A 12728-nucleotide genomic window follows, 5' to 3' on the forward strand; every position below is an offset into this window, starting at 1 on the left:
CTGATTCCCTCCTGAATGAAAATTCCTATCCCAGGCAGATAAGCTCTTTCGGGGATGAGGTTAATATTTTAATGCCGGAATCCGTTATAACGATGTCGTCCTCGATCCTTACTCCGCCGAAGCCGGGCAAGTAGATGCCGGGTTCCACCGTTACAGTCATACCGGGGGTTAAAATCGTGTCGCTAAGCCTCGACAACCGCGGAGATTCGTGAATCTCCATGCCAAGACCGTGGCCGGTGCCATGACCGAACATGTCTCCATAGCCGTATTTCGTAATGATATTGCGCGCAAGCGCGTCGGCTTCCAATCCCGTCATGCCGGGACGAATGTTCGCGAGCGCATGAAGCTGAGCTTCCAGTACGATGTTGTAAATTTCGCGGTGCTTGTCTGTCGGCTGCCCGATAACGACCGTACGCGTCAAATCGGAGCAATAACCCTTGTAATAGGCGCCGAAGTCCAGCTTGATAAATTCGTTCGTACCGATCACACGCTCGCTTGCCACGCCGTGCGGCAGTGCGGAGCGTTCTCCCGATGCAACGATCGTATCGAAGGAAGAGCTGGTCGCGCCATTGCTGCGCATGTACACTTCCATCTCCAGCGCTACGTCGGTCTCGCGCATGCCGCTGCGAATGAGCCCTGTAATATAGGCGAAGGTACGATCCGCCAGGTCGGCTGCTTCTTGCATAATCGCAAGCTCCGATTCGTCCTTTATCATCCGCAGCTTCTCGATTAAACCTTCGGCAGGTACGAGCGTGATGTCCTTAAGCAACGTGCTCCAGCGGACATGCTCAGCGAACGTAACATGCTCCTGTTCGAAGGCAAGCTTGCCTATGCCCCATCCTTTTAGAAGCTCTCTGACTTCGTCCAGCGGACTGGTGCCATGCTCGATGATGTCGAGCCCTTTGGCTTGCTCCGCCGCTTGAACACGATAACGGAAATCTGTCAGCAGAACAGCCTTGTCGCTGGTCACAAGCACATACCCCGAGCTTCCGGTAAATCCGCTTATGTATCTCCGGTTATGCGAGCTTGCGATTAACAAAGCTTCAAGCCGGCTTTCTTCCATAAGCTTCCGAAGACGGTTCAATCTCTCCATACTCATTTGTTGTCACTCCCTTTACGCTTATGCGCCTTCGCGGTTCAGCTCATGCACAAGCGCTTCCAGCGCCAACGTATAACCGATGGCTCCGAAGCCCGCAATTTGGCCAAACGCGATCGGCGCCACTACCGACACATGCCGGAACGGCTCTCTCTTATGAATGTTGGACAGATGAACCTCGACGATCGGCAACGATACCGCGCTTAACGCGTCTCGCAGGGCATAGCTGTAATGCGTCCAGGCTCCGGGATTAATAATAATTCCGTCCATCTTCCCATAGGTCGCATGGATTCGATCGATCATTTCCCCTTCGTGATTGGTCTGGAAGCAAGTTACCTCCACGCCGAGCTCCTTCGCCTTGTCCGCAATCATTTCTTCGATAGCAGACAAGGAATTGTTGCCGTAAACGCCCGGCTCTCGAATGCCGAGCATATTCAAATTCGGACCGTTGAACACTGCGATATTGCGCATTGCGGTTCCTCCCATGCGGCTAGCTCACCTCTAGCGCCTGAATCATTAGACATTTTACCACAAATGCCCGCCGCTTGAGAAGCGCCATGTCCATTACTTCGCCGATGCCGGCTCTCGGGACGATTCGTCCGTGAATTCGAAAGCAATCGAGTACCCGATGAACACGCCCCAGAGCGTAAAAATGCACAGCTCGGATAAAACCGTGTTCCAGCCTGCCGCATTCACTCTACTCGTCATGCCAATCAGAGGACCTGCCGCTAAAAACATAAGCGCCCACCAGCCCAAGCCATAAAAGATGCCCGGCCATGGTCCTCTAAAACGACCGAGTAATGCTGTATATAACAACGCTGCAGCAATAGAGAATACGGTAAAACCGGCAATGCCAATTACAATGCCCCAATAGCTGATTAGAAAATGATGCCGGAAAAACGGCTCCATCAGAAACCCCGGCAGCTCCGTAGTGAATTTCATACTATAGAACATCCACCTTATGCAGCCCCAGATCAAGCCGGCGAACAACCCAATATGAACCGCGTATAGCCAACGATTCGTATGATGGTCGCTATAGGTATCCTTATCTGATTGCCTGTTCTTCAAATGGATCGCGCTCCTCTTCATTAAGCGGTGCCACCCGCTTTTTTTGACTTGCTGTCCATATAGTATGGATATTTCAGGCGTTCCATAATCAGAGAAAGTCGCGAAAGGCCGCATACGGCAACCTTCGCGCACTCGCAATCCTTGGTTAGATCAAGTACAATAGAAAGAAGTTCAGTTAGTTATTATTCAAGGATGGTGACCAACCTTTGCCTCAGGAACCTAGAAACATTTACGGCGGACAAGCCGTCATCGAAGGCGTCATGTTCGCCGGCAAACACGTCAACGTGACGGCAGTCAGGCGCAAGAACGATGAGATTGAATTTTATGAGGTGCCTAGAAGCTCCAAGCGCTGGGTAACCGGGCTCAAAAAAATCCCTTTAGTGCGCGGAGTCGTCGGCATTGTCGAATCCAGCGCAAAGGGCTCGCAGCATCTCAATTTCTCGATGGAAGCCTACGCGGAAGACGAGACGGCCGAGGAAGGCAAGGCTGACGAACCCAAAAAAGCCGAGCCCGAGAAAAAAGGTTTTAGTCTCGGCATGATTGTGAGCGTAGCGGTTGCCGGCGTGTTGTCTTTTATCTTCGGCAAGCTGATCTTTACCGCCGTACCCGCCGCGATCGAAGATCTTCTGTTCGCCAAGGCATTCAGCAGTCAAGTCGGTCATAACCTCTTGGAGGGACTTATTAAAATCATCTTGCTGCTGGTCTATCTCTACTTCATCTCCTTGACGCCGATTATTAAACGGCTGTTCCAATATCATGGCGCCGAACATAAGGTAATCAGCGCCTATGAAGCCGGCGAAAAGTTGACCGTCGAGAACGTGCAGAAGTACAGCCGGCTCCATTATCGCTGCGGCTCCAGTTTTATCGTCTTCACGGTTATTGTCGGGGTTGTCGTATATTCCATGCCGATCTTTGAATGGGAGACCATCTGGGAGCGCATCTACCTCCGCATCCTGCTTCTCCCCGCGGTTCTGGGTTTATCTTACGAGGTGCTCAGACTGACTAACTCAGTACGCGAGGTTCCTGTTCTGCGTTTCCTCGGATATCCGGGTTTGTGGCTGCAGTTGCTCACGACAAAGGAACCGAACGACGAGCAAGTGAAGGTATCCATCGCTTCCTTTAAGCGCATGCTGGAGCTCGACCGACAGGCAGCTGCCGGAGTAAACCTTTCGGCGAACGAGCCGAAAGCTATTTAATCCCTCTTTACGGAAAGGCGTGATAGGATGCGAAGCAGATCGAAAGGCTGGATGATCGCGGGAATCGTCGTAGCCCTGCTCATCGTTATCGGGTTCGTCGAAGGAATTAGCAGCAGCAACCCGATTCAGTTTCTACTTCCAATCATCATTATTGGCGGCATCTTCCTCCTCTACAAATACCCGCCTTCCTTCTTGAGAGGCAACAATCAGGGAGGTTATGGACAGCGCGGCCGCAACGCTTACGCACCGCGCAAGACGACAACGCAGTCCAAGTCGAAGAAGGACAGAACAAAATCCCGCACCATACCGTTCAGAGTCATTGAGGGCGGCAAGGATGACGAGGACACGCCTAAATATCATTAACCGGACACAATAATAAGGCCGTTGAGACGATGCAGGTATCGTTCCAACGGCCTTATTATTGTCTGACCAATCATTCGTATGTAAGTCTAATCGTTATCCAGTTCGCTTCGCAGCGACCGAAGCTCGTCCAATCGGCCGGGATCTCTACGGAAATATTCCACCAGTGTCTCGATACAAGTAATGGAGTCCCAGCTGAGATGATGCTCAATGCCTTCGACATCCTTGTATATGTTCTCTTCTTGTACGCCTATCGTCGTCAAGAAGGACTCCAGCAGATCATGGCGCTCCATCAAACGTTTGCCCATTTTTTTGCCTTTGTTCGTCAGGACTAGACCTCTATATTTCTCATAGATCAGATAGCTGTCCTTATCCAGCTTCTGAATCATCTTCGTAACGGAAGACGGGTGAACCTCGAGACCCTCCGCAATGTCAGAGACCCGCGCATACCCTTTTTCCTCGATGAGTTTATAAATTCGCTCCAAATAATCTTCCATGCTCGGAGTCGGCACTCGCGTTAGCCTCCTTACCTCGCGCATCCAGCCGGAGCGCGTTTTTCACTCATTGTATCATACACTGTGGTGCAGCTTGCTGCAACCTAGCCGCCCCTCTCCGCTTGCTTGGGCGGGTTCCTCCCATAATCTGATCGCGCATGCTTGACTACCGCTTCCTCAATTCTGAAACACTAACCCATAAGACGTAACAAGCTGCGTTTTGACGGTGCGGCTTTATTCCAAGAAGAGGAGAATGACAAATGTCGGTACAGACGATCGAGCAAAGCCGTAAAAAGACGTCAGACCTGTCCTTTGTGCCGGAGCTCGTCTATTTTGAACCGGCGGCACTGGATTATCCCAAGGGACAACGGATTTTCGAATGGGCCAAGGAAACCGGCATACCCTATCGGATGACAACATCGCATAACCGCATAACGAACCTTCCAGGGGATACCGAGCTGGAGCAATACCGCATCGCCAAGCGAACGCTTGTCGTAGGTATACGCAAGACGCTTAAATTCGACACGTCCAAGCCTTCCGCGGAGTACGCTATTCCGATCGCGACGGGATGCATGGCGCATTGCCATTATTGTTATTTGCAGACCACGCTTGGAGCAAAGCCTTATATTCGCGTGTACGTCAATACAGATGAAATCATGGACGCAGCGCTAGGCTATATTCAGGAACGATTGCCGGAAACAACCCGTTTCGAAGCCGCCTGCACTTCCGATCCCGTAGGCCTGGAGCCTATAACTGGTAGTCTCAGAGAACTGATCGACTTTATGGGGCAGCAGCCTAATGGAAGGCTGCGCTTCGTGACGAAATTCCATCATGTCGATTCCCTGTTGGATGCCAACCATAACGGCAACACGCGCATCCGCTTCAGCGTAAACAGCAAGTACGTCATCAAACATTTCGAACCCGCGACGTCCAGATTCGAGCAGCGGATCGAAGCCGCAGCGAAATGCGCGAGAGCCGGATACCCCATCGGTTTCATCATTGCCCCGATCATCTGGTTCGACGGATGGCAGGACGGGTACGGGGAACTTATCGACTCGCTCGACGAAGCGCTGCCGCCTGATGTGCGAACCGATCTAACCTTCGAGCTTATTCAACATCGCTTCACCAAGACAGCCAAGTCGGTCATAGAGAAACGATATCCCAAGACGAAGCTGGAGATGGACATAGAGAAGCGGAAGTACAAGTGGGGCCGCTGGGGCCAAGGCAAATACGTATACCCCGATGAACAAGCGGAAGCGCTCCGGCTGTTCATCTCGGAGCGCATCTTCGAGCGATTCCCTGAAGCAAGAATCGAATACTTCACTTAAAAAGGTTGTTCAATCAGAATTTGAGCCATTCGGGCGTGATCATATTAAGCCAGATTGTAATTTGGGTCATCTGATCCGTAAAGAGCAGGATGCCCATCAGGATCATGACGCCGCCACCGATCTTCATGACTTTGGCCGAATACTTTAGAATCCAGCGCGCCGTACCCAGGAAAAATGCCAAGACGAAAAATGGAATGGCGAAGCCAAGCGAGTATGCCGTCGTAAGACCGAACCAGGTGCCGGGCTCGGAAGCCGCCAATCCTAAAATGGCGGTTAATACAGGCCCTGTGCAGGGCGTCCATCCGGCAGAAAAGCCAATGCCGAACACAAACGAACTGAGGTAGCCCGCACGCTTAGGCACCAGATTCATTCGACGCTCCTTCATCAGCAGCCCCGGCTTGAAGATGCCCATCAGGAACAATCCCATCAAAATAATAAGTATGGCGGACAATTGCCGAATCAAGGCATTGTATTCGCTGAAAAATTCGCTGAATACGTTGGTGCCATACCCGAGCGTATAGTAAACCGTGCTGAAGCCAAGAACGAAAAACAAAGTGTGCGACATCATCAGCAATCGCTTGCCTTTTGTTTTGTCGGCGTCCTTTAGCTCCGACACGGAAATGCCTGTTATGTAGGATAAATACGAAGGATAGAGCGGCAGACAGCACGGCGAGATAAAGGATGCGAAACCCGCGCCTAACGCTATCCATAAATTCATGTCAGACAACTATTGTCAACCACCTTTCACATTTGCCCCGGAACAGGTCTCTCCAACCGTTAGTTAAAGAGACGCAAACCTCGGCGCGATGCCAGCAAAAGCAGCAGAATGAAGATCAAAAGAAGCACGATTGTTCCGCCCGGCGCCAGGTTCCAAACGCCTGCGATGATAAGGCCGAACAACAGCGCGAACTCGCCGATCACAACGACCGCGATAACGCTTTGTTTGAAGCTGCGCGCGATGATGAGACTGCAAGCGGCTGGAATCGTTAATAATGCCGAGACGAGCAATGCTCCTACTATTTTGATGGAAACGCTAATAATAAGGGCCGTAAGTACGCTAATCATAACATTGTAGAATCGGACAGGCAAGCCGCTGACGGCGGCCGCTTCCTCGTCAAACGTAAGCAGGAAGAGCTCCTTTACCTGGGTGCCGATGACGATTAATACAGCTCCCGTAACGCCGCCGATAATCCATAGATCCGCACTGTTTAACGTATAGATGCTGCCGAACAGATAGCTGTTGACGTTCATCGAGTAGCTCTTACCAAGTGTGAACAAGATCGAAGCAAGCGCAATCCCGCCGGACATGATGATCGCAAGCGACAGCTCTGCGTATGTTTTGTAGGCTTTGCGTAGCTTTTCGATAGCGAAGGAAGCTGCGATAGAAAATACGATGCCAGCCACTAATGGATATACGCCGGTCAGGAACCCCAGCGCAACGCCTGCGATAGCGACATGCGACAGCGTATCCCCAATCATCGACAGTCGCCTCAGCACAAGGAACAGACCGACAAGCGGAGCCGTAATGCCGATGAACAACCCGCCTAGCAGCGCCTTCTGGAAGAATTCGCTAGTTAGAATTTCCAATTGCGATAACCTCTCTTCCGCCTTCCATCCGCTCCCGGAGCCCCTTGAGACTATGAGCCAGATTGCTTTCGACGCAATCCTGGGTTTCATGCGAATGCTTGATGTAAAAGTGCAATTTGCCAGCGCTGGAAGCAGGCTCTTCCCCAAGATAGCCTCGAATCATCTCCATATCATGCGATACCATCAGGAACGTCATGTTATGATGCTGATGCATGTGCTTGATCATATGAAAGAAGCTCTCCTGCGTCTCCGCATCGATACCAACGGTCGGCTCATCGAGGATAAGCAGCGACGGACTGTTAATAAGCGCTCTGGCAAGAAACACGCGTTGCTGCTGTCCGCCGGACAGCTGCCCGATCCGCTTTTCGCCGAGATCGGTTATGCCCATCGCATCCATGGCATCCGAAGCTTTTGTATGATCGCCGCGGTTAAGTCTCTTGAACAGTTTCTTGCGGCCGTAGAGGCCGGACAAGACAACTTCATGTACAGTTGCGGGGAATTGCGGATTAAAGGCGTTGCGCTGAGGCACATAGCCGATCCGCTCCCATTCCTTAAACTTGCCCACCGGCTCGCCAAATAGCCGAATTTGGCCGGAGCTGGGCTTATGAAGACCGACGATCATTCGCAGAAGCGTTGTTTTGCCTGCGCCGTTCGTCCCGATAAGACCGATAAAGTCGCGCTCCTTGACGCTGAAGCTGACGTTTTCCATGACTTGTTTGTGCTGATAGGCAAAAGAGACATGTTCGACCGTAATCACATCATTATGGTTACGACAGCCGTCGTCCGTTGCGGCCGCGGAAGTAATTGTAGACATTGCATTCTCTCCTCGAAGCTATGGGGTAAAAGGAAAAATCGGAGCCGTGGGAGCTCCGAGAAATTCAATCAGATCTATTCTATTGTAATGCCTGCACTAAATTTTGCAAGTTCGATTGCATCAGGTTCAAGTAGGTAATGCCAGCCTTCTCTTGCTCCTTCGTCAATCCTTCCAGCGGGTTAAGCACCATTGTCTCTACCTTTGCTTCGTTCGCAAGCATAACGGCGAGCTGATCCGATACAAGCTCCTCGAAGAAGATATACTTCACGTCATTTTCCTTGACGAATTTCGCAATCTTAAGAATATCCTGCGCTCTTGGTTCGGCGTCGGGATTAAGCCCCATAATGGATACTTGATTCAATCCGTAATCTCTGGCCAAGTAACCGAAGGCTTCGTGGGATACGACGATATTTTTTTGTTTCACGGCGCCAAGCTTCTCCGCGTAGTCCTTATCCAGCGTCGTCAACTTGCCATGGAGCGCCGTATAATTTTGTTCATAGACTGCAGCGTTATCGGCGTCCGCGGCAATCAGACTGTTCTTTACATTCTGCGCCAAGACAAGCACGGACTTCGGACTTACCCAGGTATGCGGATCAATAGCGTGGTGATGCTCATCCTCATGGGAGTGGTCGTGAGAATCCTCGTCCTCATCCTCTTCGCCTTTGATCAGATCGATTCCCTCGCTCATAGCTTTGACCATGACGGCGCTGTCTCCGGAGAGGCCCTTCGTGAAATCTTCGACCCAAGTCTCAAGCCCGGCTCCATGGTACAGAAACAGCTCCGCTTTCGACGCCTTGTTCAGGTCTTGGCTCTTGGGCGTCCAGTCATGCGGCTCTACGCCGGACGAGATCAGGTTCGTCACCTCGACATGCTCTCCCCCGATCTCCGAGGTCAAATAATAAAGCGGATAGAAGCTTGTCACTACGGACAGCTTTTGAACCTCAGGCGCTGCGGAAGCCGGCTGATTGCCTGCTGTGTTATTGGCTGCCGCATTGCCATTATTATTGCCTGCACAGCCCGCGATAACCAGCATTGCGGATAACATGGCAGCAGCTATTGGACGGAAGGGACGTTGCGAATGGGATAGTTTCATATTATTGTTTCTCCAATCCTCTTAATAGTAATCGTTATGATTACTTTTAGAATTATAAGTCCGTAAGATCGAAGTTGTCAATATCATTTCCCATGATTACAAAAAAAAGCCGTTCCTACCTATCGCGTAAGATAGAGGAGCGGCTTTCGTTACTACTTTACAATGGCGCCATTAGGCATACTGTCAGGCACCGTCGCAAGCGTTAATTGCTCGCCTTCCGATGCAGCCAAAATCATCCCTTGAGACATCTCGCCTCTCAGCTTTACCGGTTTTAGATTCGTTACGCAGATGACTTTGCGGCCGACCAGCTCCTCAGGCTTGTAATAGCGGGCAATGCCGGATACAACCTGACGCGTCTCGTACCCGAGATCAAGCTGCAGCTTCAGGAGTTTATCCGCCTTCGGCACAGGCTCGGCAGCCAGCACTTGAGCGACGCGCAGCTCCACCTTCGCGAACTCGTCGATGCCGATCTCCGGCTTTTCGTCCGGTCGATTCGCCGCTGCAGCGTCGACAGCTCCTGAAGCTCGGTTCTCCGCCGCTGGCGCTTCAGGCGCCTTAACGCCCCCGCTCATGGATGCTGCGATAAACGCTGCTTCTACTTCCGTCTCCAGTCTAGGGAAAAGCGGATCGCCCTTCGCGACGCGGGTGCCGCCTGGCGTCAAGCCGAATTTTTTCATGCCTTCCCAGTCCGTCAACTCGCCCGGCGAAAGACCTAGCTGCTTCCACATCTCGACCGGGGCATGCGTCAGGAATGGCTGCAGCATAATCGAGACCAGACGGAGCGACTCCGCCAGATGATACATCGCGGATGCCAGTTCGCCTCGCTTGCTTTCATCCTTGGCAAGCGTCCAAGGCTGCGTTTCGTCGATGTATTTGTTCGTCCGGCTCACGAATTGCCACAGGGAAGTCAATGCAACGGAGAACTCCATTCTCTCCATCGCTTCTTCCACCTGACTGATCGTATTGGCAGCGAACTGCTGCAGCGTCTCGTCGAACGGCGTAACAATGCCAGCGAAATTCGGTACGGAGCCGTCGAAATATTTGTCGATCATCGCGATCGTCCGGTTTAACAAATTGCCCAGATCGTTCGCGAGATCGAAGTTGATCCGTTCGACGAAATTTTCGGGCGTGAACGCGCCGTCCGCGCCGAATGGCACCTCCCGCAGCAAATAGTAGCGAAGAGCATCGAGTCCGTAACGGTCAATCAGAACGACGGGATCCACGACGGTCCCCTTCGACTTCGACATCTTGCCTTCCTTCGTCAACAGCCAGCCATGCGCGAATACTTGCTTCGGCAGCGGCAGGTCGAGCGCCATCAGCATAATCGGCCAGTAGATCGTATGGAACCGAACGATCTCCTTGCCTACGAGATGAACATCCGCCGGCCAGAAACGCTCGAACGAGTCGCTATTCTCTTCGCCGTAGCCGAGCGCCGTAATATAGTTGGACAAAGCGTCGATCCAGACGTAGATAACATGTTTGGGATCGCCAGGCACTTTGATGCCCCAATCGAACGTCGTCCGAGAGACCGCGAGATCCTCCAGCCCCGGTTTAATAAAATTGTTAATCATCTCATTCTTCCGGGATTCCGGTTGAATAAAGGAAGGATTCTCTTCATAATGCCGCAGCAGACGGTCCGCATATTTGCTCATTCTGAAGAAGTAGCTTTCCTCCTTGACTAATTCGACGGGACGCCCGCAGTCCGGACAATTGCCGCCCTCGAGCTGGCGCTCCAGAAAAAACGATTCGCAAGGCGTACAATACCAGCCTTCATAGGTTCCTTTGTAAATATCGTCCTGCTCCAGCAACTGACGGAAGATTCGTTCGACGACCGTTTTGTGGCGATCCTCCGTTGTACGTATGAAGTCATCATTAGAAATTTCGAGCTTGCTCCACAATTCCTTAATGCCGACGACGATGTTGTCCACGAATTGCTGAGGGGTCTGACCCTTCTCCTTCGCCTTGCGTTCGATCTTCTGGCCATGTTCGTCCGTACCCGTCAAGTACCATACATCGTAGCCGCGCAGACGCTTATACCGCGCCATTGCGTCCCCTGCCACGGTCGTATAGGCATGGCCGATATGAAGCTTGTCACTCGGATAATAGATCGGCGTCGTCAAATAAAACGTTTTGTTGCGATTAGCCATCGAAATTCCTCCTTAGGATTGTGCTTAAAGTGAGAGTTCAAAAAGTTCGATTTTCAGCACATGAGCGTATGCTTCCGATGCTGCGTTTTTTTCAAAAACGCTGTAGAAGATTGGATGAAGGTAGAAACTGAGGAGCGGAGCGTAGTGGAAGCTACGTGAGCACCTGCAATGTTTCCGGAGGAAACATACTTCGAAAGCATACGCTTAGTTTCGCCTGAATTCAATATTCGATGTTGAGTAGGCTTCTTGGCATACTTCGTGATCAAAAGCGGACTTTTGAACATCCTTTTAAACGCAAAAAAGCCTCGTCCAATATGGGACGAGAGCTGATCTCACGTGGTACCACCCAAATTCCAGCCGATGCTGCAGCGGGTGCGACCGATATTCCATCGAGCCTCTCCGCCTACCTGCCATCAACTGCTTCATTAGCCGTCACTGAGGGACGACTGGCGCCGTTAACGCTTGCGCATGCGTCACTCCCTTACCTGGTCCATGCCCAAGCTCGAAAGCGATGCCTCCCGGACCATCTTCCAGCGTCTCCCCTTGCCGGCTCGCACCATTTATGCCCGGCTCTCTTGGAAGGCTCCCCGCTGTACTTATCCATTCGCTGGCAATGCTGATATGATGCTACTATACTCAAATTCGCCATGCTCTGTCAAGAACGCACTCGCCCAATCGTTTCAGGCCTTCGCTAAAGGCATGAAGCTACTGCGCGCCCTTGCCATGATGTCGTACCGCCGGCTCCGGGACCGGATCGAAACCGCCGGGATGGAACGGATGACATTTCGCGATTCGTTTTGCAGCCAGCCAGCTCCCTCGCGCAGCGCCATGGCGCTCAATCGCTTCCAGCGCGTAAGCCGAGCAAGTCGGATAGAACCGGCAAGTCGGCGGCTTGAGCGGCGAGATCACCTTTCGGTAGAACACGACAGGCGCCTTGACGACGGCCTGCGACCAACGCCTGTTCTTCTTTGCTGCAGTCTCGTCGTTGACGCTGGCGGAATTCATGGGCAAGTCCTCCTTAACCCTGTGCGGCGGCATCTTCCTGCACGCATGTCTTGCAATAACCGAACACTTCGAACTTATGCTTAACGACGCGGAATTCGTCCGGAATAACCGTCTGCTCCATTGGGCAGTACGTGATGGGATAAGTCAGCCCGCACTGCAAACAAATGAGATGGTGATGATGCTCATGCTCGCGGCAATGCAACTTGAACTTGACGCCTTCCTCAAAGACGACCTGCTCCAGCACACCCAATTCTTCCATTACCCTCAGATTCCGATAGACCGTATCGAAGCTAAGTCCGGAATACTTTTTGCACATGTATTCATAGACATCCTTAGGAGATAGATATCCCGGCGAATCTGCGAACAGCTTTGCCAGCGTCTTTCTTTGATCCGTTACCCGCAGCCCTTGACTGGACATGCGTCCTACAATTTCCTCTACTGTATGCATAGTTGACCCTCCGACTCATAGAGTGCATGTTCAAAAAGTTCGGTTCTCAGTACCGAGAAGATTGGATGAAGCTAGAACCTGAGGAGCGGAGC

14 protein-coding genes are annotated in these 12728 nt (G+C 51.9%); 3 read left to right on the forward strand and 11 right to left on the reverse strand.

Annotated elements, in window-relative coordinates:
• Positions 1–25: 25 nt before the first annotated feature.
• The 3 genes from PAT3040_RS34845 to PAT3040_RS34855 all read right to left on the reverse strand — a co-directional run bounded on the left by PAT3040_RS34845 (position 26) and on the right by PAT3040_RS34855 (position 2164).
• Positions 26–1099 (reverse strand): M24 family metallopeptidase, encoded by a 1074-nt coding sequence (locus tag PAT3040_RS34845; protein ID WP_108996233.1) that lies wholly within the window; start codon positions 1097–1099, stop codon positions 26–28.
• A gap of 21 nt (positions 1100–1120) precedes the next feature.
• Positions 1121–1567 (reverse strand): type II 3-dehydroquinate dehydratase, encoded by a 447-nt coding sequence (aroQ, locus tag PAT3040_RS34850; RefSeq protein WP_087567100.1) that lies wholly within the window; start codon positions 1565–1567, stop codon positions 1121–1123.
• Positions 1568–1660: 93 nt separating this feature from the next.
• Positions 1661–2164: a YqhR family membrane protein gene (locus PAT3040_RS34855; RefSeq protein ID WP_246608698.1), complete on the reverse strand. Its 504-nt coding sequence runs from the start codon at positions 2162–2164 to the stop codon at positions 1661–1663.
• A gap of 206 nt (positions 2165–2370) precedes the next feature.
• Between PAT3040_RS34855 and PAT3040_RS34860 the strand changes: the two genes are divergently transcribed.
• Together PAT3040_RS34860 and PAT3040_RS34865 are read left to right on the forward strand one after the other, a co-directional pair.
• Entirely contained in the window at positions 2371–3360 is a 990-nt protein-coding gene (locus PAT3040_RS34860; RefSeq protein WP_087567102.1) for a DUF1385 domain-containing protein, read from the forward strand.
• A gap of 27 nt (positions 3361–3387) precedes the next feature.
• A complete protein-coding gene (locus PAT3040_RS34865; protein WP_108996234.1) occupies positions 3388–3723 on the forward strand; it encodes a hypothetical protein in 336 nt (111 codons plus the stop codon).
• 86 nt (positions 3724–3809) lie between these two features.
• Here PAT3040_RS34865 and mntR read toward each other — a convergent pair whose 3' ends face one another.
• Positions 3810–4232 (reverse strand): transcriptional regulator MntR, encoded by a 423-nt coding sequence (gene mntR / locus PAT3040_RS34870; protein WP_108996235.1) that lies wholly within the window; start codon positions 4230–4232, stop codon positions 3810–3812.
• Positions 4233–4474: 242 nt separating this feature from the next.
• Here mntR and splB point away from each other — a divergent pair, with 242 nt between their 5' ends.
• Entirely contained in the window at positions 4475–5542 is a 1068-nt protein-coding gene (splB, locus tag PAT3040_RS34875; protein WP_108996236.1) for a spore photoproduct lyase, read from the forward strand.
• A 13-nt stretch (positions 5543–5555) separates the two neighbouring features.
• On the opposite strand, the gene PAT3040_RS34880 is transcribed toward splB, so the two are convergent.
• The 7 genes from PAT3040_RS34880 to PAT3040_RS34910 form a co-directional block, all read right to left on the reverse strand.
• A complete protein-coding gene (locus tag PAT3040_RS34880; protein WP_087567106.1) occupies positions 5556–6269 on the reverse strand; it encodes a cytochrome c biogenesis CcdA family protein in 714 nt (237 codons plus the stop codon).
• A 50-nt stretch (positions 6270–6319) separates the two neighbouring features.
• Positions 6320–7129: a metal ABC transporter permease gene (locus tag PAT3040_RS34885; protein ID WP_108996237.1), complete on the reverse strand. Its 810-nt coding sequence runs from the start codon at positions 7127–7129 to the stop codon at positions 6320–6322.
• Positions 7113–7943 carry a metal ABC transporter ATP-binding protein gene (locus PAT3040_RS34890; RefSeq protein ID WP_108996238.1) on the reverse strand — a complete coding sequence of 277 codons (831 nt, stop codon included), beginning with the start codon at positions 7941–7943 and terminating at the stop codon, positions 7113–7115. Before PAT3040_RS34890 ends, PAT3040_RS34885 begins: the two co-directional genes overlap by 17 nt.
• Positions 7944–8022: 79 nt before the next feature.
• Positions 8023–9036, reverse strand: a complete 1014-nt coding sequence (locus PAT3040_RS34895) for a metal ABC transporter solute-binding protein, Zn/Mn family (RefSeq protein ID WP_219930351.1) — start codon at positions 9034–9036, stop codon at positions 8023–8025.
• A gap of 152 nt (positions 9037–9188) precedes the next feature.
• Entirely contained in the window at positions 9189–11183 is a 1995-nt protein-coding gene (gene metG, locus PAT3040_RS34900; protein WP_108996239.1) for a methionine--tRNA ligase, read from the reverse strand.
• Between the two features lie 705 nt (positions 11184–11888).
• Positions 11889–12188, reverse strand: a complete 300-nt coding sequence (gene yidD / locus PAT3040_RS34905; protein WP_108996240.1) for a membrane protein insertion efficiency factor YidD — start codon at positions 12186–12188, stop codon at positions 11889–11891.
• Between the two features lie 13 nt (positions 12189–12201).
• Entirely contained in the window at positions 12202–12636 is a 435-nt protein-coding gene (locus PAT3040_RS34910; RefSeq protein WP_108996241.1) for a Fur family transcriptional regulator, read from the reverse strand.
• Positions 12637–12728 lie beyond the last annotated feature (92 nt).

This window comes from Paenibacillus agaridevorans, assembly GCF_003112455.1.
Lineage (GTDB): Bacteria > Bacillota > Bacilli > Paenibacillales > Paenibacillaceae > Pristimantibacillus > Pristimantibacillus agaridevorans.

What these genes read in the sequence shown, in the direction of transcription:
- PAT3040_RS34845 (WP_108996233.1), bottom strand. Translation starts at nt 1,099, where the DNA reads ATGAGTATGGAGAGATTGAACCGTCTTCGGAAGCTTATGGAAGAAAGC.
- yidD (WP_108996240.1), bottom strand. Translation starts at nt 12,188, where the DNA reads ATGAATTCCGCCAGCGTCAACGACGAGACTGCAGCAAAGAAGAACAGG.
- splB (WP_108996236.1), top strand. Translation starts at nt 4,475, where the DNA reads ATGTCGGTACAGACGATCGAGCAAAGCCGTAAAAAGACGTCAGACCTG.
- PAT3040_RS34895 (WP_219930351.1), bottom strand. Translation starts at nt 9,036, where the DNA reads ATGAAACTATCCCATTCGCAACGTCCCTTCCGTCCAATAGCTGCTGCC.
- aroQ (WP_087567100.1), bottom strand. Translation starts at nt 1,567, where the DNA reads ATGCGCAATATCGCAGTGTTCAACGGTCCGAATTTGAATATGCTCGGC.
- PAT3040_RS34890 (WP_108996238.1), bottom strand. Translation starts at nt 7,943, where the DNA reads ATGTCTACAATTACTTCCGCGGCCGCAACGGACGACGGCTGTCGTAAC.
- metG (WP_108996239.1), bottom strand. Translation starts at nt 11,183, where the DNA reads ATGGCTAATCGCAACAAAACGTTTTATTTGACGACGCCGATCTATTAT.
- PAT3040_RS34910 (WP_108996241.1), bottom strand. Translation starts at nt 12,636, where the DNA reads ATGCATACAGTAGAGGAAATTGTAGGACGCATGTCCAGTCAAGGGCTG.
- PAT3040_RS34865 (WP_108996234.1), top strand. Translation starts at nt 3,388, where the DNA reads ATGCGAAGCAGATCGAAAGGCTGGATGATCGCGGGAATCGTCGTAGCC.